This window comes from Pseudomonas huaxiensis (assembly GCF_003231275.1).
GTDB lineage: Bacteria > Pseudomonadota > Gammaproteobacteria > Pseudomonadales > Pseudomonadaceae > Aquipseudomonas > Aquipseudomonas huaxiensis.
Window position 1 is genome coordinate 271,600 of sequence record NZ_QKVL01000004.1, and the last position, 26,110, is coordinate 297,709.

Annotated in this window: 24 protein-coding genes, 4 tRNA genes and 1 pseudogene; 21 read left to right on the plus strand and 8 right to left on the minus strand. The window is 61.4% G+C overall.

The genetic code is table 11. From position 1 onward, the window contains the following. Window positions 1-153 precede the first annotated feature (153 nt). Window positions 154-1,849, plus strand: a pseudogene (locus tag DM374_RS07790) (DEAD/DEAH box helicase). 76 nt (window positions 1,850-1,925) lie between these two features. Here the strand turns inward: DM374_RS07790 and DM374_RS07795 are convergent. Further along, the gene (locus DM374_RS07795) at window positions 1,926-2,693 is read right to left on the minus strand and encodes a DODA-type extradiol aromatic ring-opening family dioxygenase (RefSeq protein ID WP_110969344.1); all 768 of its coding nucleotides are present in this window, start codon (window positions 2,691-2,693) and stop codon (window positions 1,926-1,928) included. 104 nt (window positions 2,694-2,797) lie between these two features. Here DM374_RS07795 and DM374_RS07800 point away from each other — a divergent pair, with 104 nt between their 5' ends. Further along, the gene (locus tag DM374_RS07800) at window positions 2,798-3,451 is read left to right on the plus strand and encodes a thiopurine S-methyltransferase (protein ID WP_110969378.1); all 654 of its coding nucleotides are present in this window, start codon (window positions 2,798-2,800) and stop codon (window positions 3,449-3,451) included. Window positions 3,452-3,644: 193 nt separating this feature from the next. Here DM374_RS07800 and htpX read toward each other — a convergent pair whose 3' ends face one another. Continuing rightward, window positions 3,645-4,532 carry a protease HtpX gene (gene htpX / locus DM374_RS07805; protein WP_110969345.1) on the minus strand — a complete coding sequence of 296 codons (888 nt, stop codon included), beginning with the start codon at window positions 4,530-4,532 and terminating at the stop codon, window positions 3,645-3,647. A 213-nt stretch (window positions 4,533-4,745) separates the two neighbouring features. Continuing rightward, window positions 4,746-5,957, minus strand: a complete 1,212-nt coding sequence (locus tag DM374_RS07810) for a pyridoxal phosphate-dependent aminotransferase (RefSeq protein ID WP_110969346.1) — start codon at window positions 5,955-5,957, stop codon at window positions 4,746-4,748. A 167-nt stretch (window positions 5,958-6,124) separates the two neighbouring features. Here DM374_RS07810 and msrB point away from each other — a divergent pair, with 167 nt between their 5' ends. Both msrB and DM374_RS07820 read left to right on the plus strand, forming a co-directional pair. Continuing rightward, entirely contained in the window at window positions 6,125-6,517 is a 393-nt protein-coding gene (msrB, locus tag DM374_RS07815) for a peptide-methionine (R)-S-oxide reductase MsrB (RefSeq protein WP_110969347.1), read from the plus strand. A gap of 32 nt (window positions 6,518-6,549) precedes the next feature. Continuing rightward, window positions 6,550-7,035 carry a glutathione peroxidase gene (locus DM374_RS07820; RefSeq protein ID WP_110969348.1) on the plus strand — a complete coding sequence of 162 codons (486 nt, stop codon included), beginning with the start codon at window positions 6,550-6,552 and terminating at the stop codon, window positions 7,033-7,035. Here the strand turns inward: DM374_RS07820 and DM374_RS07825 are convergent. Then, window positions 7,028-9,346 carry a hybrid sensor histidine kinase/response regulator gene (locus DM374_RS07825; protein ID WP_110969349.1) on the minus strand — a complete coding sequence of 773 codons (2,319 nt, stop codon included), beginning with the start codon at window positions 9,344-9,346 and terminating at the stop codon, window positions 7,028-7,030. The two genes, DM374_RS07820 and DM374_RS07825, sit on opposite strands and share 8 nt — an antisense overlap. Window positions 9,347-9,470: 124 nt before the next feature. Here DM374_RS07825 and DM374_RS07830 point away from each other — a divergent pair, with 124 nt between their 5' ends. Beyond that, complete coding sequence (locus DM374_RS07830; RefSeq protein WP_110969350.1) at window positions 9,471-10,361, plus strand: ATP-binding protein; 891 nt, start codon at window positions 9,471-9,473, stop codon at window positions 10,359-10,361. Continuing rightward, window positions 10,358-10,840 carry a GAF domain-containing protein gene (locus DM374_RS07835; protein ID WP_110969351.1) on the plus strand — a complete coding sequence of 161 codons (483 nt, stop codon included), beginning with the start codon at window positions 10,358-10,360 and terminating at the stop codon, window positions 10,838-10,840. Before DM374_RS07830 ends, DM374_RS07835 begins: the two co-directional genes overlap by 4 nt. 63 nt (window positions 10,841-10,903) lie before the next feature. On the opposite strand, the gene DM374_RS07840 is transcribed toward DM374_RS07835, so the two are convergent. Next, entirely contained in the window at window positions 10,904-11,671 is a 768-nt protein-coding gene (locus DM374_RS07840) for a hypothetical protein (protein WP_110969352.1), read from the minus strand. Between the two features lie 332 nt (window positions 11,672-12,003). Between DM374_RS07840 and DM374_RS07845 the strand changes: the two genes are divergently transcribed. The 4 genes from DM374_RS07845 (at window position 12,004) to DM374_RS07860 (ending at window position 12,419) form a co-directional block, all read left to right on the plus strand. Beyond that, window positions 12,004-12,079, plus strand: a tRNA-Glu gene (locus DM374_RS07845). A gap of 2 nt (window positions 12,080-12,081) precedes the next feature. Next, a tRNA-Gly gene (locus tag DM374_RS07850) sits at window positions 12,082-12,157 on the plus strand. Window positions 12,158-12,263: 106 nt separating this feature from the next. Beyond that, window positions 12,264-12,339, plus strand: a tRNA-Glu gene (locus DM374_RS07855). 4 nt (window positions 12,340-12,343) lie between these two features. Next, window positions 12,344-12,419, plus strand: a tRNA-Gly gene (locus DM374_RS07860). A gap of 179 nt (window positions 12,420-12,598) precedes the next feature. Here the strand turns inward: DM374_RS07860 and DM374_RS07865 are convergent. Beyond that, window positions 12,599-13,009 carry a PA2817 family protein gene (locus DM374_RS07865; RefSeq protein WP_095155595.1) on the minus strand — a complete coding sequence of 137 codons (411 nt, stop codon included), beginning with the start codon at window positions 13,007-13,009 and terminating at the stop codon, window positions 12,599-12,601. 76 nt (window positions 13,010-13,085) lie between these two features. Next, window positions 13,086-15,533 carry an acyl-CoA dehydrogenase gene (locus DM374_RS07870; protein WP_110969353.1) on the minus strand — a complete coding sequence of 816 codons (2,448 nt, stop codon included), beginning with the start codon at window positions 15,531-15,533 and terminating at the stop codon, window positions 13,086-13,088. 186 nt (window positions 15,534-15,719) lie between these two features. Here DM374_RS07870 and DM374_RS07875 point away from each other — a divergent pair, with 186 nt between their 5' ends. The 3 genes from DM374_RS07875 to DM374_RS07885 all read left to right on the plus strand — a co-directional run bounded on the left by DM374_RS07875 (window position 15,720) and on the right by DM374_RS07885 (window position 18,197). Then, window positions 15,720-16,343, plus strand: a complete 624-nt coding sequence (locus DM374_RS07875; protein ID WP_110969354.1) for a glutathione S-transferase family protein — start codon at window positions 15,720-15,722, stop codon at window positions 16,341-16,343. 145 nt (window positions 16,344-16,488) lie between these two features. Then, window positions 16,489-17,421: an ABC transporter ATP-binding protein gene (locus DM374_RS07880; protein WP_095155598.1), complete on the plus strand. Its 933-nt coding sequence runs from the start codon at window positions 16,489-16,491 to the stop codon at window positions 17,419-17,421. Beyond that, on the plus strand, window positions 17,418-18,197 hold the full coding sequence (locus tag DM374_RS07885; RefSeq protein ID WP_095155599.1) for an ABC transporter permease: 780 nt from the start codon (window positions 17,418-17,420) through the stop codon (window positions 18,195-18,197). Before DM374_RS07880 ends, DM374_RS07885 begins: the two co-directional genes overlap by 4 nt. On the opposite strand, the gene DM374_RS07890 is transcribed toward DM374_RS07885, so the two are convergent. Further along, a complete protein-coding gene (locus DM374_RS07890) occupies window positions 18,165-18,704 on the minus strand; it encodes a DUF2062 domain-containing protein (RefSeq protein ID WP_110969355.1) in 540 nt (179 codons plus the stop codon). The two genes, DM374_RS07885 and DM374_RS07890, sit on opposite strands and share 33 nt — an antisense overlap. A 140-nt stretch (window positions 18,705-18,844) precedes the next feature. On the opposite strand from DM374_RS07890, the gene DM374_RS07895 reads away from it, so the two are divergent. From DM374_RS07895 to murB, 8 genes are all read left to right on the plus strand, one after another. Continuing rightward, window positions 18,845-21,070, plus strand: coding sequence for a DNA internalization-related competence protein ComEC/Rec2 (locus tag DM374_RS07895; RefSeq protein WP_225422457.1), 2,226 nt, complete (start codon window positions 18,845-18,847; stop codon window positions 21,068-21,070). A gap of 64 nt (window positions 21,071-21,134) precedes the next feature. After that, window positions 21,135-21,773, plus strand: a complete 639-nt coding sequence (locus tag DM374_RS07900; protein ID WP_175653649.1) for a MotA/TolQ/ExbB proton channel family protein — start codon at window positions 21,135-21,137, stop codon at window positions 21,771-21,773. Next, window positions 21,770-22,201, plus strand: coding sequence for an ExbD/TolR family protein (locus DM374_RS07905; protein WP_110969357.1), 432 nt, complete (start codon window positions 21,770-21,772; stop codon window positions 22,199-22,201). Before DM374_RS07900 ends, DM374_RS07905 begins: the two co-directional genes overlap by 4 nt. Continuing rightward, on the plus strand, window positions 22,201-23,208 hold the full coding sequence (gene lpxK / locus DM374_RS07910) for a tetraacyldisaccharide 4'-kinase (RefSeq protein ID WP_110969358.1): 1,008 nt from the start codon (window positions 22,201-22,203) through the stop codon (window positions 23,206-23,208). Before DM374_RS07905 ends, lpxK begins: the two co-directional genes overlap by 1 nt. A 38-nt stretch (window positions 23,209-23,246) precedes the next feature. Beyond that, complete coding sequence (locus DM374_RS07915; RefSeq protein WP_028633616.1) at window positions 23,247-23,432, plus strand: Trm112 family protein; 186 nt, start codon at window positions 23,247-23,249, stop codon at window positions 23,430-23,432. Further along, on the plus strand, window positions 23,429-24,193 hold the full coding sequence (gene kdsB / locus DM374_RS07920) for a 3-deoxy-manno-octulosonate cytidylyltransferase (RefSeq protein ID WP_110969359.1): 765 nt from the start codon (window positions 23,429-23,431) through the stop codon (window positions 24,191-24,193). The genes DM374_RS07915 and kdsB overlap by 4 nt, the downstream gene beginning before the upstream one ends. Then, window positions 24,193-24,657 (plus strand): low molecular weight protein-tyrosine-phosphatase, encoded by a 465-nt coding sequence (locus DM374_RS07925; protein ID WP_110969360.1) that lies wholly within the window; start codon window positions 24,193-24,195, stop codon window positions 24,655-24,657. The genes kdsB and DM374_RS07925 overlap by 1 nt, the downstream gene beginning before the upstream one ends. After that, complete coding sequence (murB, locus tag DM374_RS07930; RefSeq protein ID WP_110969361.1) at window positions 24,654-25,673, plus strand: UDP-N-acetylmuramate dehydrogenase; 1,020 nt, start codon at window positions 24,654-24,656, stop codon at window positions 25,671-25,673. Before DM374_RS07925 ends, murB begins: the two co-directional genes overlap by 4 nt. The last annotated feature ends 437 nt before the right edge of the window (window positions 25,674-26,110 follow it).

Consider the following 26,110-nt stretch of genomic DNA (forward strand, 5'->3'; position numbering starts at 1 on the left):
GTCGTGCAATTCCCCGAAGCCAGCTTCGGCTGCGCGTCCGCACTGCGGACTCTTCTTAGACGTTCTTTTATCTTCAATCGTTTTCGCAAATCCCCGCCGACAAAGCTGCCAGGGTGACCTTCGGGTCTTACAAGGCATGTGCAGCTTTGGAGCATGGGTCTTTGCGGATGCACTTAGAGGCAGACCCATGACCCAGGAAATCGGCGGCTTCGCCGCTCTCAATCTTCACCCAAGTATTGTTGCCGCCGTAATCGCTACTGGCTACGAAGAGCCTTCGGCCATTCAGCAACAATCCATCCCGATCATTCTCGCCGGTCATGACATGATCGGCCAGGCGCAGACTGGTACCGGCAAAACCGCCGCGTTCGCTCTGCCCATCCTGAATCGTATCGACCCGAGCAAGCGCGAGCCGCAAGCCCTGATCCTGGCGCCAACCCGTGAGTTGGCGCTGCAAGTAGCCACCGCTTTTGAAACCTACGCCAAGCAGATGCCGGGCGTTACCGTGGTGGCTGTATATGGTGGTGCCCCGATGGGCCCACAACTCAAAGCAATCCGCAACGGCGCGCAAATCGTCGTCGCTACCCCTGGCCGTCTGTGCGACCACCTGCGTCGCGACGAGAAAGTCCTGGCTACCGTGAACCACCTGGTTCTCGACGAAGCCGACGAAATGCTGAAACTGGGCTTCATGGATGACCTCGAAGTCATCTTCAAGGCCATGCCGGAAAGCCGTCAGACCGTTCTGTTCTCGGCCACCCTGCCTGCCTCGATCCGTGCCATCGCCGAGCGCCACCTGCGCGAGCCGAAGCACGTCAAGATTCAGACCAAGACCCAGACCGTAACTGCCATCGAGCAGGCACACCTGATGGTCCACGCCGACCAGAAGGTTTCCGCCGTCCTGCGTCTGCTGGAAGTCGAGGAATTCGATGCGCTGATCGCTTTCGTGCGCACCAAGCAGGCCACCCTGGATCTGGCGAGCGCCCTTGAAGCCAAAGGCTACAAGGCTGCTGCACTGAACGGTGACATCGCCCAGAACCAGCGTGAGCGCGTCATCGACTCGCTCAAGGATGGTCGCCTGGACATCGTCGTCGCTACCGACGTTGCTGCCCGTGGTCTGGACGTGCCGCGCATTACTCACGTGTTCAACGTTGACATGCCGTACGACCCGGAATCCTACGTTCACCGTATCGGCCGTACTGGCCGTGCCGGTCGCGAAGGCCGTGCCCTGCTGCTGGTCACTCCACGTGAGCGCCGCATGCTGCAGGTGATCGAGCGTGTTACCGGTCAGAAAGTTGCCGAAGTTCGCCTGCCGAACGGCCAGGCCGTTCTTGATGCCCGCATCAAGAAACTGACCAACAGCCTGGCGCCGCTGGTTGCTGACGCTGAATCGACCCACGGTGATCTGCTGGATCGCCTGACCGCCGATATCGGTTGCAGCCCACGTGCCCTGGCCGCTGCGCTGCTGCGCAAGGCCACCAACGGTCAGGCCCTGACCCTGGAAGCTGTCGAGAAAGAGCAACCGCTGGTTCCGACCTCCGCTCCGCGCGAGCGTACCGGTGAGCGTTCGGAGCGTGGCGAGCGTGAGCGTCGTGCGCCGATCCCGCTGGGTGAAGGCCGTGCGCGTTGCCGTACCGCTCTGGGTGCTCGCGACGGTATCGCCGCGAAGAACCTGCTGGGCGCGATCCTCAACGAAGGCGGCTTGGCCCGTGAAGCTATCGGTCGCATCCAGGTGCGCGACAGCTTCAGCCTGGTTGAACTGCCGGAAGATGGTCTGGAGCGTCTGCTGACCAAGCTCAAGGACACCCGCGTTGCCGGCAAGCAGCTGAAACTGCGCCGTTATCGCGAAGACTGATCCGCGAGTAAATAAAAAATCCCCGACTGGTTCGGGGATTTTTTTTGCCTGTGAGATGGCAGAAGGCGGGGCAAGGTCAATCGAAGCGGTAGATGTCCATTCCCAGCGCACCCAGCGTAAAGCCCTGGTGTTCGATGCCGAATCGCTCGCCTGCGGCCCGGGCGAAGTACAACGGCAGCAGGTGCTCATCGCTTGGATGGTTGCGCACGGCGAAGGGCGCCTGGCGCCGATAGTCGAGCAGGGCGGCGCTGTCGTTGGCCGTCAGCTTTTCCACCATCCAGTCACGAAAGGCCAAGGCCCAGGGCGCGGCGCTGCTATCCCTGGCGCGCCAGTCCAGTTCACCCAGGTTATGGGTGATGCTGCCGGAGCCGATCAACAACACGCCTTCTGCCCGCAGCGGGGCCAGGGCACGGCCTACGCGTTCCTGGAAGGCTGGGCCAAGCACGCTGGGCAGGGAAACCTGCACCACCGGAATATCGGCTGCCGGGTACATCAGCGACAGCGGTACCCAGGCACCGTGGTCCAGAGGGCGTTTGGGGTCGAGGCCAGTGGGCAGGCCGGCTTCGGTGAGCATCGCGGCCAGGCGCTCGGCCAGTGCAGGCTCTCCGGGTGCCGGGTATTGCACGGCGTAGAGCGCTTGCGGGAAGCCGCCGAAGTCATGCCAGGTGGCGGGGTTTGGGGCGCTGGTCACCAAAAGGTCATGGCTTTCCCAATGTGCCGACACCACGACGATGGCTTTGGGGCGCGACAGTTCTGCGGCCAGCCGGGCCAGCGCCGGGCCGCTTTCGCCCGGTTCCAGGGCCAGCATGGGGGATCCATGGGAAATGAACAGGCTGGGGAGCATCTCGGAAGTCCTGAGGGTTATGATGGCCACCATCTTCAGGCAGATCATTGATCTAAATCTAATATAAGTTTTCGCAGTATTTGATCGAATTATTCGAGGTCAGCATGCAAGCGGATTTTTGGCACAAGCGCTGGGAGCGCAATCAGATCGGTTTCCACCAGGAGCAGGTCAATTCCTATCTGGCGCAGTACTGGCCTTCATTGGGCATCGACGCCGGTGGGCGAGTGCTGGTGCCATTGTGTGGCAAAAGCCTGGATCTGGTCTGGCTGGCGGGGCAGGGGTTGCGGGTGCTGGGGGTGGAGTTGTCGCAGCGTGCCGTGGAAGACTTTTTTGCCGAGCAGCAACTGGAGCCCGAGCGCTTCGAGCATGGCGCCTTCACGTGTTATCGCAGTGAAGGCATCGAGCTCTGGTGCGGAGACTTCTTCGAGCTGAATGCCGCCGATGTGGCCGACTGTGTCGGCCTGTACGACCGCGCCGCGCTGATCGCCCTGCCACCGGAGATGCGTGAGCGTTATGCCGCTCATCTGACGGCGATCCTGCCCGCCGGTTGCGGGGCCTTGCTGGTGACCATGGACTACGATCAGTCGCAGCTGGACGGACCTCCGTTCGCCGTCAACGATGACGAGGTGCGGAGGCTGTACACGCCGCGCTGGCAGATCCTCGCCGAAGACGAGCAGGACATTCTCGGTCAGAGCTGGAAGTTTCTGCAGGCGGGTGTCAGTCGTTTGCTGGAGCGGGTTTACGTGCTGCGGGGCTGAATCGGCAGTGAAAAAAAGGGCGACCCTTGCGGTTAATGCCAGTCAGTTAAAGCGACTGGGGCCCTTCGCGAGCAAGCTCGCTCCTACAGGTTCAGTGTCGATTCTGTAGGAGCGAGCTTGCTCGCGAAGGCCCCAACTGGCCTAGCTGACTGGCATTAACCCTTGCGGTCGCCCTTTTTCGTTGCGGTGTCGCTTAGCCGCGACGGCGCAGTGCTTCGATGCGTTCTTCCAGTGGCGGGTGGCTCATCAGCAGGCCAGCCAGGCCCTGCTTCAGGCCGCCGTTGATGCCGAAGGCATTCAAGGTGCTCGGCATCTGCACCGGTATGCCCTGTTCCGAGCGCAGGCGCTGCAGTGCGCTGATCATTGCGCCAGTACCGGCGAGGCGGGCACCTGCGTCGTCGGCGCGGTACTCGCGTTTGCGCGAGAACCACATGACGATGATGCTGGCGAGGATGCCCAGGATCAGTTCGGCAACGATGGTCGCGATGTAGTAGGCCATGCCTTGGCCTTCCTCGTTCTTGAAGATCACTTTGTCGACGAAATTGCCGATGATCCGCGCAAAGAACATCACGAAGGTGTTCACCACGCCTTGTACCAGTGCCATGGTCACCATGTCGCCGTTGGCGACGTGGCCGATCTCGTGGGCCAGAACCGCACGTACTTCATCCCGCGAAAAGCGCTCCAGCAGGCCCTGGCTGACCGCGACCAGTGCGTCGTTGCGGTTCCAGCCAGTGGCGAAGGCGTTGGCCTCGTAGGCCGGGAAGATACCGACTTCCGGCATCTTGATACCGGCATTGCGCGACAGTTCCTCGACGGTCTCCATGAGCCATTGCTCATGACGGGTGCGCGGCTGGGTGATGATCTGGGTACCGGTGCTCATCTTCGCCATCCACTTGGAGATGAACAGCGAGATCAGCGAACCGGCGAAGCCGAACACCGCACAGAAAACCAGCAGTTGGTCGAGCTTGAGGTCAACCCCGTTTGCCGCCATGAACCCATTGAAGCCGAACAGGCTCAGGGTGATGCTGGCGACCAACACGACCGCAAGGTTAGTGGCCACAAACAGCAAAATGCGCATCATGGTTGTTACGTTCTCCTGACGGATAGATATGTAGCGTATGCGGGTATATAAGGTGCGCGCCTTTGGGATTCAACCGAGCGACTATTTCAAACTGTGTACGCGTCAGGGCGGCGGACACGCCAATCCAACCCGCGGTCCAGAGCCGCAGGTAGGAAAGGAGGAAGTGGTAGGGGAAAGTACCTGCGACTTTTCAGACGCAGGTATGACTGTAGGCTACTGCTGATAAGTCTTCAGGAAATTTCCGATGCGACCGATGGCCTGCTCAAGATCGTCGACGCGCGGCAAGGTCACCACGCGGAAGTGATCCGGCCACGGCCAGTTGAAGGCGGTGCCCTGGACGATCAGCAGTTTTTCCGAGAGCAGCAAGTCGAGGGCGAATTTCTCGTCGTTCAGGATCGGGCAGACTTTCGGGTCGATCCGCGGGAACGCATAAAGCGCGCCCATCGGCTTGACGCAGCTGACGCCCGGGATGTCGTTGAGCAGTTCCCAGGTGCGGTTGCGCTGTTCCAGCAGGCGGCCTTGCGGCAGGACCAGGTCGTTGATGCTCTGGTAACCGCCAAGGGCGGTCTGGATGGCGTGCTGGGACGGCACGTTGGCGCACAGGCGCATGTTGGCCAGGATGTCGAGGCCTTCGATGTAGCTCTGGGCGTGTTGCTTGGGGCCGGAGATGATCAGCCAGCCGGAGCGGAAACCGGCCACGCGGTAGGACTTGGACAGGCCGTTGAAGGTCAGGCAGAGCAGGTCAGGCGCCAGGGATGCGCTGCTGATGTGCACGGCTTCGTCGTAGAGGATCTTGTCGTAGATTTCGTCGGAGAACACCACCAGGTTGTGTTGGCGCGCCAGTTCAAGCATGCCCAGCAGCACTTCGCGGGAGTACACGGAGCCGGTAGGGTTGTTCGGGTTGATGATCACCATGGCCTTGGTGTTGGGGGTGATCTTGGCCTTGATGTCTTCCAGGTCAGGGAACCAGTCGGCCTGCTCGTCGCACAGGTAATGCACCGGCCGGCCGCCGGCCAGGCTGACCGCGGCGGTCCACAGCGGGTAATCCGGTGCCGGGATCAGCACTTCGTCGCCATTGTTGAGCAGGGCCTGCATCGACATCACGATCAGTTCGGAAACGCCGTTGCCGAGGTAGATGTCCTCGATGCCGACACCTTCGATCTGCTTCTGCTGGCAGTACTGCATGACCGCCTTGCGGGCGCTGAACAGGCCTTTGGAGTCGCTGTAGCCTTGGGCGGTTGGCAGATTGCGGATCACATCCTGGAGAATTTCCTCGGGCGCCTCGAAGCCAAAGGGCGCGGGGTTGCCGATATTCAGCTTGAGGATGCGATGGCCTTCCTCCTCCAGTCGCTTGGCGTGCTTGAGCACCGGGCCGCGAATGTCATAGCAGACGTTGGCGAGCTTGTTCGATTTGCTGACCTGCATGATGTGATCCCGTTTGGAAAAGATCGCCGCGCACTGCGCTTTGAAAAGGTTTGAAATGCGAGTAACGCGGGTGCCAGACTGACGTCTGAATTGAGGCGCAATAATACGTGCCACCCGTACAGACGAAAAGAAGCTGCACGGGCTTTTTGATTTGCCGAGGCCTGCACATGCAAAAGTTAGAGAAAACCCTTGAAGAATGGCGTGAGATGCTCGACCCCGAGCAGTATCAGGTTTGCCGCCTGAAAGGCACCGAGCGCCCGTTCAGCGGCAAGTACAACGCGACCCGGACCGATGGCGTCTACCATTGCATCTGCTGTGACGCCCCGTTGTTCGATTCGAAGGCAAAATTCGACTCCGGCTGTGGCTGGCCGAGCTTCTACGAGCCGATCGAAGACAGCGCGATGATCGAGATACGCGATACCTCCCACGGGATGATCCGTACCGAAGTTACCTGTGCCCAGTGTGATGCCCATTTGGGTCATGTATTCCCCGACGGACCGCCACCCACCGGCCTGCGTTACTGCATCAACTCGGTGTGCCTGGAATTGGTACCACGCTGAAAACGCGTTCATTCAATTAAGGAGCGATGTGAATGGCTGGCGAATTGCTGAATATCCCCTGCACCACCATCAAGGGTGAGCAGAAGACCCTGGCGGACTTTCCGGCCAAGGCACTGTTGGTCGTAAATACCGCCAGCCAGTGCGGCTTCACGCCCCAGTACAAAGGACTTGAGGCGCTTTGGCAGCACTATCGCGAGCAGGGCCTGGTGGTGCTGGGTTTCCCCTGCAATCAGTTCGGCAAGCAGGAGCCGGGTGACGAGACGGCCATTTCGCAGTTCTGTGAGTTGAACTTCGGTGTCAGCTTCCCGCTGTTCAGGAAGGTCGACGTCAACGGCGCAGATGCCCATCCGCTGTTCGTCGAGTTGAAAAAGCGCGCGCCCGGCCTGCTGGGCTCGCAAGGGATCAAGTGGAATTTCACCAAATTCCTCTTCGATCCGCGTACCGGAAAGGTCTCGCGTTATGCGCCGACCACCAGGCCGGATGCCTTGAGCGCCGATATCGAAGCACTGCTCAAATAATCACCGGCGGCACCCAATGGTCGATCAGGGCCAGTAGCTCCTCGCGGCGGAACGGCTTCGCCAGATAGTCGTTCATCCCCGCCGCCCGGCACCGCTCGCGCTCTTCGGGCATGGCGTTGGCAGTCAGGGCTACGATCGGCAGGTTCGGCCAGCGTCCGCTCTGGCGGATGCGGCGGCTGGCTTCGTAGCCATCCATCACCGGCATGTTGCAGTCCATCAGCACCAGATCAAAACTCCCGTTTTCCAGTTGCTCCAGGGCGTCGGCGCCGTGTGCGGCGACGCTCACCTCGCAGCCCAGCTTGCCCAGCATGCCCTTGGCCACCAGTTGGTTGACCGGGTTGTCTTCTACCAGCAGTATCCGCGCCCGGCGCACGCTGGCGGGCTTTTCGGCTTGTTTGGCAGGCGCGCCTTCATCGACGCGCGAAAGTACCCGGCGCAGTGCCTGATACAAAGCGCTCCGGGCCAGGGGGCGAGCCTGTTGCTGTAGCGGGGCGAGGCCGGTGGCCTGGTCGCCTGGCAGGAAGTTGCCGTAGGCGGTGATCAACAGGATCGGCGCCTTGATGGTCGGGCGCAGGGTCATCAGGCTGTCCAGATCGTCGGTAATCAGCAGGTCCGGATTGCTGTCGCCAAGCTGATCGATACGATCGTGCCGCTGATAATTCACGCCCCAGCGCGGCAGCAGGGTTTGCAGCAACTCGGCCAGCCCGCTGTTGGCGTTGCTGATGGCGATCACGTTGCCGTGGAGGGGCTCGTAGGTGACGGCGCCGGTGTGGCTCGGCAGTGGTAGTTCCGCACTGAACTGGCTGCCAAAACCGCTTTCGGAACTGATGCTCAGCCGACCCTGCATGGCTTCGCAGAGGTTGTTGGTCAGGGTCAGGCCCAGGCCTGTGCCGCCGTATTGACGGGTAATCCCGGCGGCGGCCTGGATGAAGGGCTGGAAAATCCTGGTCTGGGCTTCCTGGGCGATACCGATGCCGGTATCGCAGACATCGATGCGCACGCCGCCGTTGTAGACGCTAAGGCGCACATCCACACGCCCGAATCGGGTGAACTTGAGTGCGTTGGACAGCAGGTTGCTGACGATCTGCCGGACCCGTGTCGGATCGCCCAGCACCATGGCGGGGAATGTCGGGTTGATCAGGCACGTCAGTTCGACGTTGGGTGCGGTGTTTTGCGACAACAGGTTGGCGGTGTCCTCCACGAGGGCGCCGAGGTCGAAGGGGATCCGCTCCAGTTCGAGCTGGCCGGCGTCGAACTTGGACAGATCAAGGATATCGTTGAGCAACTCCACCAGCACCTTGCCCGAATCATGGGCGATGGCCAGTTGCTGGCGTTGTTCGGCGTTGAGCGGACTGTCCAGCGACAGCGCGATCATGCCGAGCAGACCGTTCAGCGGCGTCCGGATTTCATGGCTCATATTGGCCAGGAAGGCGGCGCGGGCCTGGGCCATGTCCAGCGCGCGCCGTCGCGCGTCTTCCAGTTCCTCATTGGACTGGCTCAGGCGCGTGTTGCTGGCTTTTAGCTCGTCGGTGCGGGCGGAAACAATGTTTTCCAGTTCGTTGAGGTATTCGGTCAGTCGGTTCTCGGCATTGCGCCGCTGTTTGATTTCGGTGGCCATGGTGACGAACTGCTGATTGGCGACCTTGACCAGCACGCCGATCTCATCGTGTTCATGACCGACGGGGAAGGGCAGCTTGCCCTGGTTGGGGTCGTGCGGGTCACTGCTGCTCAGGGAGCTGATCACCCGCACCAATGGCTTGGTCAGCATCATATAGAAGAGCGCGAGGAGAATACCGGTCAGCACCAGGCTGCGCACGAAGCCGTTGAGCAGCGTCACTTCGGCCCGTTTGAGGAAGCGGCTGCCGAAGGCGAAGGTGTCCACATCCAGGTACAGCGTGCCGAGGTATTCGTCGGGCATGTGGCTGAGGTACAGGCGATTCTTGAACTGGCGGTTGTTGCCAAACAGGAAGTCGCTGATGACGCGGTAAGCACTTTCCTGGCGAGGGCGCTGCATGTCGGCGAGGACAGTGTCGTTGTTGTCGACCAGTTGGGCGCGGATGATGGCGGGCGATTGCAGCAGGCCGAGGGTCAGCTCCTGGGCCAGTTCGGCGTCGATGTTGTAAGCGATGCGCGAAGCGGTGTTGTGACTGATATCAAGCAATGCCTGCATCTCGCGGTTGATGGAGGCGTCTTCGCTGGCATAATCGATCCCGATCTGGATGAAACTGAGCAATGTCCCCAGGATGAAGCCGACGAGGACTGTCAACCGGGCTTGCTTGTACGACAGGCGATTGGTGAACTTGATATCCATGGTCCCGAGCCAGTTCCACATTCCATGCGCTGCGCAAGCATAGCCGATCAATCCCGGCTGCTGGCATGTACTGTCGCACATTCAGCTTGCTCCTTTTCGCCTGAATATGACTTGAGGAATTCTCGTGGACCCTCGTTTGACCGCATTTCTCGAACGTGCCGAAAGTGTCCTGGCCCGCCTCGAACCGCTGTTGCCGGCGCTGCGCCCGGAAATCGACTGGAGCCGCTGCCTGGCGGCGCGTTGGCAGCGCGATGGGCGCAGCGGTTATCTGTCGCCGCTGGAAGTGAGCCTGGACATTCGTTTGTCTGACCTGATCGGAGTCGATCAGCAGCGCGACCAACTCGGGCGCAACACCCGCCAGTTTCTCGATGGCGTGCCCGCCAACCATGCGCTGCTGTGGGGCTCGCGTGGCACCGGTAAATCCTCGCTGGTGCGTGCGCTGCTGGCCGAGCACGCCGACGCCGGTTTGCGTCTGATCGAGATCGAGCGTGATCACCTGGCTGACCTGCCGCGGGTGGTGGAGCAATTGCACAAGTTGCCGCAGCGTTTTGTGCTGTTCTGCGACGACCTGTCGTTCGAGGCCGGCGAGGGCGATTACCGGGTGCTCAAGAGCGTGCTGGACGGCTCGCTCGAACAGGCCCCGGATAATGTGCTGCTGTACGCCACCTCCAATCGCCGGCACCTGGTGCCGGAGAAGCAGAGCGACAACGAAAACTGGAAGATGGTGGATGGCGAACTGCACCCCAGCGAGGCGGTAGAAGACAAGATCGCCTTGTCTGATCGTTTCGGCCTGTGGTTGTCGTTCTATCCGTTTACCCAGGAGCATTTCCTCAATGTGGTCGAGCACTGGATCCGCGAACTGGCCAAGGGGCCGGGTCTGGTCTGGGTGCGCGACGAGGACCTGGAAAAGGCCGCAATTCGCTGGGCAACCGGTCGCGGCAACCGAAATGGCCGCTGTGCCTACCAGTTCGCCCGCTACTGGGTTGGACTCAAACTGCTGGAGCAACACAAATGATCGACTTGAATGCGGCGGGAGCGGGGCTTGGCGGCTACGCGCTGCTGGCGGCGCAACTGGAAGCCTTGCTCTCGGGCGAGCGTGACTTCATCGCCAATGCCGCACAGTTTTCCGCCTTCCTCTATAACCAGGTCGAAGACCTGAACTGGGCGGGCTTCTACCTCAATCGCGAAGGCGAATTGGTGCTAGGGCCTTTCCAGGGTCAGGTCGCCTGTGTGCGAATCGCTTTCGGCCGGGGTGTGTGCGGTGCCGCCGCTGCGAGTCTGCAGACCCAACGGGTCGAGGATGTCCATGCGTTTCCCGGGCATATCGCTTGCGACAGTGCCTCGAACAGCGAATTGGTAATTCCGCTGGTCAAGGACGGGCGCCTGATTGGCGTGCTGGATCTGGACAGTCCGAAGCTCGCACGCTTTACCGTCGAGGATCAGGCGGGGCTGGAGCATCTGGCGGGGATTTTCCTGCAGTCGACCGATTGCTGATTGGCGATTGGCGGAAACAGAAGAGGGGCCATTGCGGCCCCTCTTTCTTTGTATCTGATGTTCTCAGTCGTAGATGACTTTCTTCTTCCAGTTTTCTTCTTCGTCCGTCTTCAGACCTTCGGTCAGTGCGTTGACGTCGCTCTCGGTCGGCTCGATGGTGTCCAGCACCATGGCATTGGCGCGCGCCAGAAGCTTTTCCATGTATTCCAGTTGTTCGCGGTACTGCGCGGGTTCCGGTTGCTTGCGCAGGTATTGCACGCCGCGTTCGAAAGCGAGGCGGGCATGCCCAGGCTGGTTTTGCTGCAATGCGGCCTGACCCAGGTTATTGAAGAACTCGATATGCAGCTTGACCAGGATGTGGCGGATTTCCTTGACCCAGTACTTGGCTTCGTTGGTGGCCAGGAAACCTTCCTGGCAGGCACGGACGACCTGACTGTGCAGAGCTTCCAGAAGGAAGCGGATATCCTTGGCGCGGGCTTCGGTCTGAATCGGGCCGGGCGGGTTGCTCACCGGCAGCGATTCGCCCTGGGCGATCAGGGTTTCCAGCTCGGCGATACGGCTCTGGATATTGCTGTTGTGCTTGTCCAGTGACAGTTGGCGCTGGTTGAGGTTGAGTTCGAGGCGAGTCAGCAGCAGCTTGAGCGCCGGAGTCATCAACTGGCCCGGGAACGTTTCGGTGATCTCGCCACAACGCCGCAAGCGCTCGGCCAGCTCGACTTTAAGTCGTGCCCGCTCCAGCTTGTTGTTCTCGACTACGTTATTCAGATAGCCGATCACGATGAGTAAGGCGATACCCGCCACGATAAGCAGGGTAATCAATAGTGGTGTCACCGTTCACGCCTCGTCAGTCAGGGTTACCGATTGAGTGTAGTGGCTTCCCTATTGCCCGGATAGAGCAGTTTGGCAGAAGCCGGAGGAGGATTGATGGCAATTTGCCCTGTGTCACACTTGGGCAATTGTTTTACCGTCCTTTCCTCTATCGGCAGCGGCGGCTGGAAGAATAGGGCGGCTAGCTTGCCCGGGCGGTCCTAAACGCGGCGAAGTCATTGATTTAAATAAATTTCTAATTGGGGGTTGACGACCTTTCAAAGCATCCCTAGAATGCGCGCCACTTGCAGCGTAAAGCACACAGCGAAACGCGGCAGGGAGTGAAGTTGTAGCGTGTCCCCTTCGTCTAGTGGCCTAGGACACCGCCCTTTCACGGCGGTAACAGGGGTTCGAGTCCCCTAGGGGACGCCAATGCGGGAATAGCTCAGTTGGTAGAGCACGACCTTGCCAAGGTCGGGGTCGCGAGTTCGAGTCTCGTTTCCCGCTCCAGTTTACAAAGGCTTTGCTTAACGGCAGGGCTTGTAAAGAAATCCAGGGTTCAATCTTCAGGATTAAACTCTGGTCACTGAAACATGCGATGCATGTTTTGGGCAGAGTCCCCTTCGTCTAGTGGCCTAGGACACCGCCCTTTCACGGCGGTAACAGGGGTTCGAGTCCCCTAGGGGACGCCAATATGCGGGAATAGCTCAGTTGGTAGAGCACGACCTTGCCAAGGTCGGGGTCGCGAGTTCGAGTCTCGTTTCCCGCTCCAAATATGGTGCTACAGGATTCAATCGAGTACTGTAGCCAAGAAAAAAGGACCTTCGGGTCCTTTTTTCGTTTCTGCGGAAAAAACCATTCACGCCCAGCGGGCCCGAAACCGGGCTTCGTCGCTGTGCGCCATCAAGCGCTCAGGCAAAAAAAACGCCGCTTCAATGAGCGGCGTCTTTATCAGTGCTTGCTGTCGTTGAGCGACATGCTCAGCAGTTGTTTTTCCTGGTTCCAGTCAAATGGCTCTTCATTCTGTTCGGCATCGTAGCGGCGTTCTTCCAGGGCCTGGTACAGGTCCAGTTCGTCGTCCGGCATGAAATGCAGGCAGTCGCCGCCGAAGAACCACAACAGGTCGCGCGGTACCAGGTGGGCGATCTGTGGATAACGTTGAATGACCTGGCACATCAGGTCCTGGCCCAGGTACTGGCTTTCCAGCGGATCGTGGGGCAGTTGCTCCAGCAGATCGTCGAAGCGTTCGAGGAACAGGCCGTGACTTTCCTCCGGCACTTGTTCGGCTTCGCCCAGGGCGACGAGGATGCTGCGCAGGTGGTTGAGCAGGGCGAGATGGTAGTCCAGGTGTGCATTGGCCATGCTGGCGATCCTCTAAAGCAAAAACGGGCGCGGGAGTATACGGCTCCCGACGCCCGATGTCCCGGTCGGATTATGCTCAGCGCACCTTGCCTTCGACGGGCGACAATTCCTCCTTGGTGAAGGCATCGACGTCAATGACGCGTCTGCGTGCCGTTTCAGCGGCGTGCAACTGGCTGGCTTGATCGGCATCGAGGACGCCCGCTCGCACGGCCGCGTCGATCAATGGTTCGCCGGCCTGTACGGTCAGTTCGCCATTTTTCAGGGCATGACGTAGCTGTTTGTGCAATGCGGTGCTATCGGCAAGCAGTTGGCTGGCGTGCTGCAGGGCGCCAACCGGATCCTGCGCGTCGGTCGGGCGATAACAGCCGGCGAGCAAGGCTTCCAGGGCCGGGTCGCCAGCGGCGCGACCGATCAGTGCGGCGATTTCCGCGTCCAGTTCATCGCTGGGGCCGGTATGGCGCCGGCCGAAGGGGAATACGATCAGCCGCAAGGCACCGCCGAGCAGCCGACTCGGGAAGTTATCAAGCAGGCGGTCCAGCGCCTTCTCCGCCTGGCCGAGACTTTCCTCCATGGCCCAGCGCAGCAGCGGTTGCAGGTGTTCCGGTGAATTCAGGTCGTGGTAACGCTTGAGCGCCGCCGAACTCAGGTACAGGTGACTGAGGACATCGCCCAGCCGTGCGGACAACCGCTCACGTCGCTTCAACTCGCCGCCCAGCAGCATCATGCACAGATCCGCCAGCAGCGCGAAGGCCGCGGCCTGGCGATTGAGCGCGCGGAAATAGCCTTGGCTGAGCGCGTCACCTGGCGCTTTTTCAAAATGCCCCAGCCCAAGTCCGAGTATCAGCGTGCTGGCAGCATTGCCCACGGCGAAACCGATATGGCGCAGCAGCAGGGTGTCGAACTCCTTGAGTGCCTGCTCATGGTCTTCCCGTCCTGCCAGCGCCATTTCCTTGAGAACGAAGGGGTGGCAGCGAATTGCGCCCTGGCCGAAGATCATCAGGTTGCGCGAGAGAATGTTGGCGCCTTCGACCGTGATGAAGATCGGCGCGCCCTGCCAACTGCGTCCCAGGTAATTGTTCGGGCCCATGATGATGCCCTTGCCGCCGTGGATATCCATGGCGTGCTGGATGCATTCGCGGCCGCGCTCGGTCAGGTGGTACTTGAGGATCGCCGAGAGTACCGATGGTTTCTCGCCAAGGTCGACGGCCTTGGCGGTCAGGATTCGCGCACTGTCCATCAGCCAGGCGTTGCCGCCGATACGTGCCAGGGATTCCTGGATGCCCTCGAAGGCTGCCAGTGGCACGTTGAACTGTTCCCGAATCTGCGCGTATTGGCCACTGACCAAGCTGGTGAATTTGGCTGCGCCGGTGCCTACCGCCGGCAGGGAAATCGAGCGTCCCACCGACAGGCAGTTCATCAGCATCATCCAGCCTTTGCCGAGCATGTCCTGGCCGCCAATCAGGAAGTCCAGCGGCACGAACACGTCCTTGCCGGCGTTGGGCCCATTCATGAACGCTGCGCCCAGCGGGTGGTGACGCTTGCCGATATCGACGCCGGGGGTGTCGGTCGGAATCAGCGCCAGGCTGATGCCCAGCTCTTCCTTGTCACCCAGCAGGTGGTCAGGGTCATAAGCTTTGAAGGCGAGGCCCAGTAAGGTGGCGACCGGTCCCAGGGTGATGTAGCGCTTTTCCCAGTTCAGGCGCAGACCCAGGACTTCCTGCCCTTGCCACTGTCCTTTGCAAATGATGCCAGTGTCGGGCATGGCACCGGCATCGGACCCGGCGAGGGGACCCGTGAGGGCGAAGCAGGGGATTTCCTCGCCACGGGCGAGGCGGGGCAGGTAGTGGTTGCGTTGTTCATCGGTACCGTAATGCAGCAGCAACTCTGCGGGACCGAGGGAGTTGGGCACCATCACGGTGGAGGCGAGGTCGCCGCTGCGGGTGGCCAGTTTCATCGCCACCTGCGAGTGGGCGTAGGCGGAAAAGCCCTTGCCGCCGTACTCCTTGGGAATGATCAGGGCGAAGAAGCCATGTGCCTTGATATGCGCCCAGGCTTCGGCGGGCAGGTCCATGTCCTGGCCGATCTGCCAGTCGCTGACCATGGCGCAGAGTTCTTCGGTGGGGCCGTCGATGAATGCCTGTTCCTCGGCGCTCAGTTCGGCCTTTGGATAACTCAGCAGCGTGTTCCAGTCCGGGCGACCGCTGAACAGTTCGCCGTCCCACCACACGGTACCGGCGTCGATCGCCTCGCGCTCGGTGGTCGACATGGGCGGCAGGGTGCGCTGGAACCAGTTGAACATCGGCGCGGTAAACAGCTTGCGGCGCAGGTCCGGGAGCAGCAAAGGAGCGGCGATAGCGGCCACCACCAGCAGGAGCAGGACAGTCAGCCATCCGGGCGCCCGCGAAAAGATACCCATCGCCAGCACGTACGCTGCGACGAGCGCCAGGGCCGGCAACGCCGGTGTCCGTCGGTGCGCCAGCCAGGCCGAGCCCAGCACGAGCACCACTAACCACAACAGCAACATAGTCTTTCCTCCTGGAAACCTTGCACGTGTCAGTACGTCCCACAGAGCGTAGCCGGCCTCTGCCGAACGGCATTGTCTGAACAGTGACAGGTTGTTGGCGATGGAGTTCGCCGGGGCTGCTCGGCGATTGCCTGGGCGTCACGCTGGAGTAGACTGGGCGTCCCTTGCAGATATCAGGATGTCGTCATGCTCAAGATCTGGGGCCGGAAGAATTCCAGCAACGTCAGGAAAGTGCTGTGGTGCGCGCAGGAGCTGGGGTTGGATTTCCAGTCTGTGGACGCCGGTGGTGCGTTCGGGTTGGTCAATGAACCGCAGTACCGCGCACTCAACCCCAACGGGTTGGTGCCGATGATCGAAGATGATGGCCTGGTGCTCTGGGAGTCCAATGCCATCGTCCGGTATCTGTGCGCGAAACATGCACCGGGCACCGCCTGGTATCCAGAGGATCCGGTCGAGCGCGCCAAGGCCGACAAGTGGATGGACTGGACCACGTCGTCGCTGGCGACGCCATTCCGCCCATTGTTCTGGGGCATCCTGCGCACACCGGAAGACCAGCGTGACTGGGTGGCAATCAATGCCGCGCACAAGACCTGTGCGCAACTGTTGTTGATCGCCGACGACACGTTGGCGTCGCAACCCTTCCTTTCCGGCCAGGCCCCGGGCATGGGTGATATTCCCCTGGGCTGTTTCGCCTACGCCTGGTTTGAGATGCCCATCGAGCGGCCGGAAATGCGTCACCTGCGTGCCTGGTACGAGCGCCTGCGCGAGCGTCCGGCTTACCAGGCGGCGGTCATGACCGCGCTGACCTGAAAGCTTCGCTCAATGCGATAGTTATTATCGATAGGCTTGACTGTACTTGTGTGGCCGGGGCTTGCACCATGGCCCGCATTAATGCGACGGGCGGGCCCGTTCGCCGCCTGATTCACGAATAATTCCAACGGTGCAAAAAACCGCTATGAGTTCTGCTCTGTCCATTCGGCAGCTAACCAAGACCTACGGCAACGGCTTCCAGGCCCTCAAGGGCATTGATCTGGACGTCGCCGAAGGTGACTTCTTCGCTTTGCTCGGCCCCAACGGCGCCGGCAAATCCACAACCATCGGCATTCTCTCGACCCTGGTGAACAAGACCAGCGGCAGCGTCAGTGTCTTCGGCCACGACCTGGACCGTCAGCCCGCCGCGCTCAAGCGCAGCATCGGCGTGGTGCCCCAGGAGTTCAACTTCAACCAGTTCGAAAAGACCTTCGACATCGTCGTCACCCAGGCCGGCTACTACGGTATTCCGCCGAAGGTTGCCAACGAGCGCGCCGAGCAATATCTGACGCAACTGGGGCTGTGGGACAAGCGCGACGTGCCGTCTCGTTCGCTGTCCGGTGGCATGAAGCGCCGGCTGATGATTGCCCGGGCGCTGATCCATCAGCCTCGCCTGTTGATCCTCGACGAGCCGACCGCGGGTGTGGATATCGAGCTGCGCCGTTCGATGTGGGGCTTCCTCACCGAGCTGAACCAGCAAGGCATCACCATCATCCTCACCACGCACTACCTGGAAGAGGCCGAACAGTTGTGCCGCAACATCGGCATCATCGATCACGGCACCATTGTCGAGAACACCAGCATGCGCCAGTTGCTGGGCAAGCTGCACGTCGAAACATTCGTGCTCGACCTGAAGCATGACCTGGCGCAGACACCGCAACTGGCCGGTTATCCCTGCCGCCTGATCAATCCGCACACCCTGGAAGTCCAGGTCGACAAGGAAGTGGGCATCACTGCGCTGTTCGGCCAACTGGCCTTGCAGAACATCGAAGTGATCAGCCTGCGCAACAAGACCAATCGTCTCGAGGAGTTGTTCGTGTCCCTGGTTGAAAAGAATCTCTCCAAGGTGGCGATATGAGCTCGGAACTGCGCGCCAATCTGGTCGCCCTCAACACCATCGTCTACCGCGAAGTACGCCGTTTCACCCGGATCTGGCCGCAGACCCTGCTGCCGCCGGCGATCACCATGGTCCTGTACTTCGTCATCTTCGGTAACCTTATCGGCCGGCAGATCGGTGACATGGGTGGCTTCACCTACATGGAGTACATCGTGCCGGGTCTGATCATGATGTCGGTGATCACCAACTCCTACGGCAACGTGGTGTCGAGCTTCTTCGGCAGCAAGTTCCAGCGTTCCATCGAAGAACTGATGGTTTCACCGGTCTCGCCGCACACCATTCTTATCGGCTACACCCTCGGTGGCGTGTTGCGCGGACTGGCGGTGGGGGTGATCGTGACCTTGCTGTCGCTGTTCTTCACCCATCTGCAGGTGCATCACCTGGGTGTGACGGTGCTGGTGGTGTTGTTGACCGCGACCATCTTCTCGCTGTTGGGCTTCATCAACGCGGTCTTTGCGCGCAACTTCGACGATATCTCGATTATTCCGACATTCGTCCTGACGCCCCTGACCTACCTCGGCGGGGTGTTCTATTCGATCAACCTGCTGCCGCCGTTCTGGCAGACCGTATCGATGGCCAACCCGGTACTGCACATGGTCAACTCGTTCCGCTACGGCATTCTCGGTGTGTCCGATATCCGTATCGGCGTTGCCATCACCTTCATGCTGGTTGCCACCGCAGTGCTGTACTTCGGGTGTGTTCGCCTACTGATCAGTGGGCGTGGAATGCGTAGCTGATTTCGCCTTGCGCCGGCGCCACTGCCGACCTACCCACCAGCGCCAGTAGAGCATGGTCAGGCAGTAGGCCAGGGCGCCGAGCAGCACGCCGCAGACTACCGAGCCGAGAAGGAAGGGTTGCCACAATGTGGATAACTGGTCGGTGATCCATTCGAAGGTGATTTCTTCCGGCAAGGTGCGAGCCGGGATCTGCATCAGCCAGGCGCCCATTTGATAGGTGCAATAGAACACCGGCGGCATGGTGATCGGATTGGTCAGCCAGACCAGGCTGACGGCGATCGGCATGTTGCCACGCACCAGAATAGCCAGGCTGGCGGCCAGCAGCATCTGCATCGGAATCGGGATGAAGGCGGCGAAAATACCAACTGCCATGGCCCGGGCCACCGAGTGACGGTTGAGGTGCCAGAGGTTGGCGTCATGCAGCAGCCGACCGAGGAATCGTAAGGACTTGTGTTCCCGGATGCTCGTCGGATCGGGCATGTAGCGTTTGAAAAGTCGACGCGGCATGTGGGGTCTCGGCGGTCGGAAGTGGGCAAGTATGCACGTATTACAAGTAGTGACTATTCAGACTTTGTGACAATTAATAAGTGAGCGTTGGCCCGTGTTGATCTAAGCCTGCGGAGGGGTTTTGTTCAATCGGAGTACAAATGACGCGCACAGGGATGTTGTCGCTCGCGCTCGGGCTGTTGTGCCTGAGATTCATGCCGGAGCTGCCGTCCGTCGGCTGGCTGGTTACCTTCGCGTTGCTAGGGCTGGTCTGCCTCTGGCGGCGCGCCTTCCCGTTGGCTTTTTTCCTGTTTGGCCTGTGTTGGGCCTGTCTGTGCGCCCAGAGTGCGCTGAACGACCGTCTGGCGAGGGATCTGGACGGACGCACGCTGTGGCTCGAAGGGCGGGTGGTCGGACTACCGGAGCAGGGCGAGCGTGGTGTCCGTTTCGAGCTGGCCGAGGCGCAGTCCCGCCGTGCTGAGCTACCGCATCTTTTGCGTTTGAGCTGGCCGGAGGGGCCGCCGGTCAGAAGTGGTGAGCGTTGGCGCCTGGCGGTGAATCTCAAGCGTCCACAAGGTTTACTCAATCCTCATGCGTCCGATCCGCAGGCGGTATTGCTGGCCAGACGCATCGGCGCGCAGGGGACGGTCAAGGCCGGCGAGCGGCTGGAGCCGGCCACTGCGGCATGGCGTGACGGCATTCGCCAGCGCTTGCTGGCGGTCGATGCCAATGGGCGCGAACGCGCGTTGATTGCGTTGGTGCTCGGTGATGGCGCAGGGCTTGAACGGGAGGACTGGCAAACCTTGCAGGCCACCGGCACGGTCCACCTGTTGGTGATTTCCGGGCAGCATATCGGCTTGCTCGCGGGGCTGGTCTACGCGCTGGTCAGTGGCTTGGCGCGACTGGGCTGGTGGCCGCGGCGCCTGCCGTGGTTGCCGTGGGCCTGCGGGCTGGCCTTCGCCGCTGCGCTCGGCTATGGCTTGCTGGCCGGTTTCCAGGTGCCCGTGCAGCGGGCCTGCATCATGCTCGCGGTAGTGCTGGCCTGGCGCTTGCGCTACCGGCACCTGGGCATCGCCTGGCCGTTGCTGATTGCCCTCAATGGCGTGCTGTTGTTCGAGCCCCTCGCCAGTCTGTTGCCCGGTTTCTGGTTGTCGTTCTCGGCGGTGGCGGTGTTGTTGCTGATTTTCAGCGGTCGCCTGGGTGCCTGGTCGGCGTGGCTGGCCTGGGGGCGGGCGCAGTGGTTTATCGCAATTGGATTGTTGCCGGTGTTGCTTGCGCTTGGGCTACCGGTCAGCCTCAGCGCGCCGCTGGCCAACCTGTTTGCCGTGCCATGGCTCAGTATCCTGGTGTTGCCGCTGGCGCTGTTGGGTACGCTGCTCCTGCCGTTGCCAATCATTGGCGAAAGCCTGCTATGGCTGGCCGGTGCACTGCTCAACGTCCTTTTCGATCTGCTCGCTTGGCTGGCCGCCTGGCAACCGGCCTGGATCGCCCCGCAATTACCGCTGTGGAGCTGGCTCCTGGTGGCTGTCGGGGCGTTTTTGTTGCTGTTGCCCAGTGGGCTGCCGATGCGCGTGCTCGGCTGGCCGTTGCTCTTGCTGGCGGGTTTCACTCCGCGCGAGGGCATTCCCGAAGGGCAGGTGGAAGTCTGGCAACTGGATGTAGGGCAGGGGTTGGCGTACGTCTTGCGCACCCGTCAGCACGCGATGCTTTTTGATGCTGGCCCGACGCGGGCCGAAGTGGACCTTGGCGAGTTGGTGGTGCTGCCGACTCTGCGCAAGCTGGGAGTGAAGGCCCTGGACCTGATGGTGCTCAGCCACGCCCATGCTGACCATACCGGTGGCGCGCTCGCGGTGCAGCGTGGATTGCTGGTACGAAGGGTGCTCGGTGGCGAGCCGGACGAGATGGCCGAAGCGCTGCAAGCCGAACCGTGCATCAGTGGAGAACAATGGGAGTGGGATGGCGTGCGGTTTTCCCTCTGGCAATGGACGCAGGCCACTGACAGCAACCAGCATTCCTGCACCCTTCGCGTAGAGGCCGGGGGAGAAACGCTGCTGCTGGCAGGCGATATCGACCGCCATGCCGAGCAGGCGTGGCTGGAGGGATTTCAGGCCGGCCCGGTGGACTGGCTGCAGTCGCCGCATCACGGCAGCAAGAGTTCCTCCAGCTCACGCTTCCTCAGGGCCCTGACGCCCCGCGGCGTACTGATTTCTCGCGGGCGTCACAACGGTTTCGGTCATCCCGCGCCGCTGGTCATGGCGCGGTACGCGGCATTGGGCATCGCCACCTACGACAGTGCGCTGCTTGGCGCGGTACGCCTGCGCCTGGGCAGTTTCGGTGCTCCCCATGGCCTGCGTGAACAGCGCCGTTTCTGGCGTGAACCGACGTGACAGTCTTCGGCAGCCACCGCCCCCTATGGTAGAGTGCAGAACTTTTTCCGAGGGGGTCCTTAAAGTGTGGGAATTGGTCAAGTCCGGTGGTTGGATGATGCTGCCGATCATTCTGAGTTCCATCGCTGCCATGGCTATCGTTGCCGAACGCCTGTGGACCCTGCGCGCCAGTCGCGTCACGCCGCCACACCTGCTGGGGCAGGTCTGGCGCTGGATCAAGGACAAGCAGCTCAACACTGAAAAGCTCAAGGCGCTGCGTGCCGATTCGCCGCTGGGCGAGATCCTCGCCGCAGGCCTGGCCAACTCCCGTCATGGTCGCGAGATCATGAAAGAGTGCATTGAAGAGGCTGCTGCCCGGGTCATCCATGAGTTGGAGCGCTACATCAACGCCCTCGGCACCATCGCCGCGATGGCGCCGTTGCTGGGTCTGCTCGGCACGGTGCTGGGCATGATCGATATCTTCAGTTCGTTCATGGGCTCTGGCATGACCACCAATGCCGCAGTTCTGGCTGGCGGTATCTCCAAGGCACTGATCACCACGGCTGCGGGCTTGATGGTCGGTATTCCCGCAGTGTTCTTCCACCGTTTCCTGCAGCGCCGGATCGATGAGCTGGTGGTCGGGATGGAGCAGGAAGCGATCAAGCTGGTCGAGGTGGTGCAGGGCGACCGTGACGTTGATCTGGCTGCCGGGAGCAAGGCGTGAAATTTCGGCGCAAGCAACGCGAGAACGTTGATATCAACCTGGCTTCGTTGATCGATGTGGTCTTCATCCTGTTGCTGTTCTTCGTCGTCACTACCACCTTCACCCGCGAAACCCAGTTGCGCGTGGAACTGCCCGAGGCCGCGAGCGGCGCGCCGGTGCCGGACTCCGAGCAGAAGCTGGTGGAAATCAGCATCAGCGCGGAGGGCGTTTATTCGGTGAACAACCATCTGCTACCCAAGAGCGACCTGGCCACGCTGACCGAGGCGCTGCAAAAGGAAGCGGGCGGTGACACCAAGCTGCCGCTGGCAATCAGCGCTGACGGCAAGACACCGCACCAGGCCGTGGTGACTGCAATGGACGCGGCCGGCAAGCTCGGCTTCAGCCACCTGCGCATGACCACGGTCGAGGCTGCGCCGGGGACGCCCTGATGGCTTTCGCCGATCGCCTGCTGGAGGCCTGGTATAAAGGCCATCCGTTGCTTGCGCTGTTGTCCCCGCTGGAAGCGCTGTACCGCAAGGTGGTGCGCGGCAAGCGCGAGCGTTTTCTGGCAGGCCAGGGTGATATCTACCGCGCGCCTTTGCCGGTGCTGGTGGTGGGTAACATCACCGTGGGCGGCACCGGCAAGACCCCGCTGATTCTCTTTCTGATCGAGCATTGTCGCCAGCGCGGCCTGCGCGTTGGTGTGGTCAGCCGCGGCTACGGCGCCACGCCGCCACAATTGCCCTGGCGGGTGTGCGTCGACCAGCCGGCCAGCCAGGCCGGTGACGAGCCACTGTTGATCGTCCAGCGCAGCGGTGTACCGTTGATGATTGATCCGGACCGTTCGCAAGCGGTGCGTGCGCTGCTTGAGGCCGAACCGCTGGATCTGATTCTCTGCGACGACGGCTTGCAGCACTATCGCCTGGCTCGCGACTTGGAACTAGTGCTGATCGATGCTGCCCGCGGACTTGGTAATCGCCGTTGCCTGCCCGCAGGGCCATTGCGTGAACCTGTCGAGCGTCTGCAAGAGGTCGATGCGCTGCTCTACAACGGGGCTGCTGCAGATCGCGAAGACGGTTTCGCGTTCACCCTGCAGCCCACCGCGCTGGTCAACCTGAGCAGCGGCGAGCGCCGCCCGCTGGATCACTTCCCGGCAGGCCAGGCGTTGCATGCTGTGGCTGGCATCGGTAACCCGCAACGTTTCTTCAATACCTTGCAAGGACTAAACTGGCAGCCTGTGCCGCATCCCTTCGCCGATCATGCTGCCTTCAGCCCGGAAGCCCTGAGCTTCAGCCCGGCGCTGCCGTTGGTGATGACTGAGAAGGATGCTGTGAAATGCCGCAGTTTCGCCGAGCCGGACTGGTGGTACCTTGCCGTCGACGCACAACCGTCGCCGGCTTTCGTGCGTTGGCTCGATGAGCAACTGACGCGCCTGCTGCCGGCCCGGCAGCCCTGATTCTTTTCTGTTTCCGGCCACGCGCCTGAGGACTTTCCATGGACACCAAACTGCTCGATATCCTCGCTTGCCCGATCACCAAAGGCCCGCTCAAGCTCAGCGCCGACAAGACCGAGCTGATCAGCAAGGGCGCCGGCCTGGCCTATCCGGTTCGGGACGGCATTCCGGTGATGCTGGAAAGCGAAGCCCGGACTCTCACTGATGACGAGCGCCTGGACAAATGAGCGTTGCTTTCACTGTCGTGATCCCGGCCCGCCTGCGCTCGACACGCCTGCCAGGCAAGCCGTTGCTGCCCATCGCCGGCAAACCGATGGTCCAGCATGTCTGGGAGCAGGCGCGCAAAAGCAGCGCCACCCGGGTGGTCATCGCCACCGATGATCCCGGCATCGTAGAGGCCTGCAAGGCCTTCGGTGCCGAGGTGCTGCTGACCCGTGAAGATCATGAGTCCGGCACTGATCGTTTGGCCGAAGTGGCTGCTGCCCTGGGCCTGCCGGCCGATGCCATCGTGGTCAACGTTCAGGGTGACGAGCCGCTGATCCCGCCCTCGATCATCGATCAGGTGGCGGCCAACCTGGCCGAGCATCCGGAGGCAGGCATCGCCACCCTCGGCGAGCCTATCGAAGACGTCGAGTCGCTGTTCAACCCCAATGTGGTCAAGCTGGTCGCCGACTGCAACGGCCTGGCCCTGACCTTCAGTCGGGCGCCGTTGCCCTGGGCTCGTGATGCTTTCGCCAAGAGCCGTGACCGCTTGCCTGAAGGCGTGCCTTATCGTCGTCACATCGGCATGTACGCCTACCGTGCGGGCTTTTTGCAGGACTTCGTGAGTTGGGGCCCGTGCTGGCTGGAGAAGGCCGAGGCGCTGGAACAACTGCGGGCGCTTTGGCATGGCGTGCGGATTCATGTGGCCGATGCCCTGGAAGCGCCGCCTGTCGGTGTTGATACCCCGGAAGACCTTGAGCGCGTGCGGCGCTTGCTGGAGGCTTGATGCGCGTTCTGTTCGTTTGCCTGGGCAATATCTGCCGCTCGCCGACCGCCGAAGGTGTACTGCGTCATCAACTGACGGAAGCCGGGCTCGCCGATGTGATCGAAGTTGCCTCGGCCGGGACCGGTGACTGGCATGTCGGCAAGCAGCCCGACAGCCGCACCTGTCGGGCCGCGCAACTGCGTGGTTATGACCTGTCGAGCCAGCGCGCACAGCAGGTCCGCGTCGAGCATTTCAACGAGTACGACCTGATCCTGGCGATGGACAAGAGCAATCTTGCCAACCTGCAAAGCCTGCGGCCTGGGCACGCGAGTGCTGAGCTGGACCTGTTCCTGCGTCGTTACGAAGGCGCAATCGATGAAGTTCCGGACCCTTACTACGGCGGCGAACAGGGCTTCGAGGAGGTGCTCGACCTGATCGAGGCGGCGTGCCGCGGGCTGGTTATCGAATTGAAGGGGCGTCTATGAGCGCGGCCGTGCAATCTCAGGTCTCCCTCAAACCGTTCAACAGCTTCGGTATCGAGGTGAAGGCGCGTTACTTCGCTCAGGCCCGCAGTGATGACGACGTTCGTGGTTTGCTGGCCTATGCCGGCGAGCACCAATTACCCGTGATGGTGATTGGTGGCGGCAGTAACCTGCTGCTGACCCAAGACATTCCAGCGCTGGTGTTGCGGATGGACAGTTCCGGTATCCGGTTGCTGTCCGACGATGCCGGGCGTGTCGTGGTCGAGGCGGAAGCGGGCGAGCCCTGGCATCCGTTCGTGCAGTGGACGTTGGCACATGGCCTGGTCGGGCTGGAGAATTTGAGCCTGATTCCGGGGACCGTGGGTGCGGCGCCCATGCAAAACATTGGCGCCTATGGTGTCGAAATCAAGGATGTCTTCGCCGGCTTGACCGCGCTGGACCGCCAGACTGGCGAGTTGCGTGACTTCAGCCTGGAAGAGTGCGACTTCGCCTATCGCGACAGCTACTTCAAGCGTAACCCGGGGCGTTGGGTGATTTTGCGGGTGCGTTTCGCGCTGGACCGCAATGCGCCGCTGCATCTGGATTACGGGCCTGTGCGTCAGCGTCTCAGCGAGCACGGTATCGAACAGCCGAGCGCGCAGCAGGTCAGCGACGCCATCTGCAGCATTCGCCGGGAGAAACTGCCGGATCCGGCGCAGTTGGGCAACGCCGGGAGCTTTTTCAAGAACCCGGTGATCAGTGCTGAACTGGCGGCGCGTATTCGTCTGGATCAACCGAGCCTGGTGGCTTATCCACAGGCTGATGGCCAGGTGAAGCTGGCTGCGGGCTGGTTGATCGAAACGGCGGGCTGGAAAGGTTATCGCGATGGCGATGCTGGCGTGCACCAGTTGCAGGCGCTGGTGCTGGTCAATCATGGTCAGGCCAGTGGCTCGCAGTTGCATGAGCTGGCCCGGAAGATCCAGGCTGATATCTTCAAGCGCTTCGGCGTAGAGCTGGAGATGGAGCCGAATCTGTACTGAGGCTTTTGGGCTTGGGCTCGGATGCTGTGAGCTTATCCATTCGATGCGGCGGCGCTGCCGGCCCCTTCCGCCTCTACGGCGGGTCCTTTTGTCTTGGTGGCAAAATGGACGAAAACCGCTCGCTCCTGCATCCGGCCCTACGCTGCGCTTCGGGTCCCCTCCCTCCGGTGTCTTGCGGGGCCACGCGGCCTACGACTCGCTTTGCGAGTCTACATCTCGCGTCTTCGGCTACGCCGAAGGGTGCTGCGCACCTGCCCCTACAGACACCTCCACTCGGCCTCCTGACGTCGCACCTTGTGGCGTCTGAACTTGCCTGCACGAAGAGCAGAAGCAAGATCAAGAGCAAGTCGGTGGTTTCACTAGGCTGTGATTTCGAAGATGCATCAGCCCAGACGCCGCCCGTAACTTCGCGATTTCAGGAGGCCGAGCGGAGGTGC

Coding starts and splice junctions, on each gene's coding strand:
- DM374_RS07795 (WP_110969344.1), bottom strand. CDS start 2,693: ATGCTCCCCAGCCTGTTCATTTCCCATGGATCCCCCATGCTGGCCCTG.
- DM374_RS07800 (WP_110969378.1), top strand. CDS start 2,798: ATGCAAGCGGATTTTTGGCACAAGCGCTGGGAGCGCAATCAGATCGGT.
- htpX (WP_110969345.1), bottom strand. CDS start 4,532: ATGATGCGCATTTTGCTGTTTGTGGCCACTAACCTTGCGGTCGTGTTG.
- DM374_RS07810 (WP_110969346.1), bottom strand. CDS start 5,957: ATGCAGGTCAGCAAATCGAACAAGCTCGCCAACGTCTGCTATGACATT.
- msrB (WP_110969347.1), top strand. CDS start 6,125: ATGCAAAAGTTAGAGAAAACCCTTGAAGAATGGCGTGAGATGCTCGAC.
- DM374_RS07820 (WP_110969348.1), top strand. CDS start 6,550: ATGGCTGGCGAATTGCTGAATATCCCCTGCACCACCATCAAGGGTGAG.
- DM374_RS07825 (WP_110969349.1), bottom strand. CDS start 9,346: ATGGATATCAAGTTCACCAATCGCCTGTCGTACAAGCAAGCCCGGTTG.
- DM374_RS07835 (WP_110969351.1), top strand. CDS start 10,358: ATGATCGACTTGAATGCGGCGGGAGCGGGGCTTGGCGGCTACGCGCTG.
- DM374_RS07865 (WP_095155595.1), bottom strand. CDS start 13,009: ATGGCCAATGCACACCTGGACTACCATCTCGCCCTGCTCAACCACCTG.
- DM374_RS07870 (WP_110969353.1), bottom strand. CDS start 15,533: ATGTTGCTGTTGTGGTTAGTGGTGCTCGTGCTGGGCTCGGCCTGGCTG.
- DM374_RS07875 (WP_110969354.1), top strand. CDS start 15,720: ATGCTCAAGATCTGGGGCCGGAAGAATTCCAGCAACGTCAGGAAAGTG.
- DM374_RS07880 (WP_095155598.1), top strand. CDS start 16,489: ATGAGTTCTGCTCTGTCCATTCGGCAGCTAACCAAGACCTACGGCAAC.
- DM374_RS07885 (WP_095155599.1), top strand. CDS start 17,418: ATGAGCTCGGAACTGCGCGCCAATCTGGTCGCCCTCAACACCATCGTC.
- DM374_RS07890 (WP_110969355.1), bottom strand. CDS start 18,704: ATGCCGCGTCGACTTTTCAAACGCTACATGCCCGATCCGACGAGCATC.
- DM374_RS07895 (WP_225422457.1), top strand. CDS start 18,845: ATGACGCGCACAGGGATGTTGTCGCTCGCGCTCGGGCTGTTGTGCCTG.
- lpxK (WP_110969358.1), top strand. CDS start 22,201: ATGGCTTTCGCCGATCGCCTGCTGGAGGCCTGGTATAAAGGCCATCCG.
- DM374_RS07915 (WP_028633616.1), top strand. CDS start 23,247: ATGGACACCAAACTGCTCGATATCCTCGCTTGCCCGATCACCAAAGGC.
- kdsB (WP_110969359.1), top strand. CDS start 23,429: ATGAGCGTTGCTTTCACTGTCGTGATCCCGGCCCGCCTGCGCTCGACA.
- DM374_RS07925 (WP_110969360.1), top strand. CDS start 24,193: ATGCGCGTTCTGTTCGTTTGCCTGGGCAATATCTGCCGCTCGCCGACC.
- murB (WP_110969361.1), top strand. CDS start 24,654: ATGAGCGCGGCCGTGCAATCTCAGGTCTCCCTCAAACCGTTCAACAGC.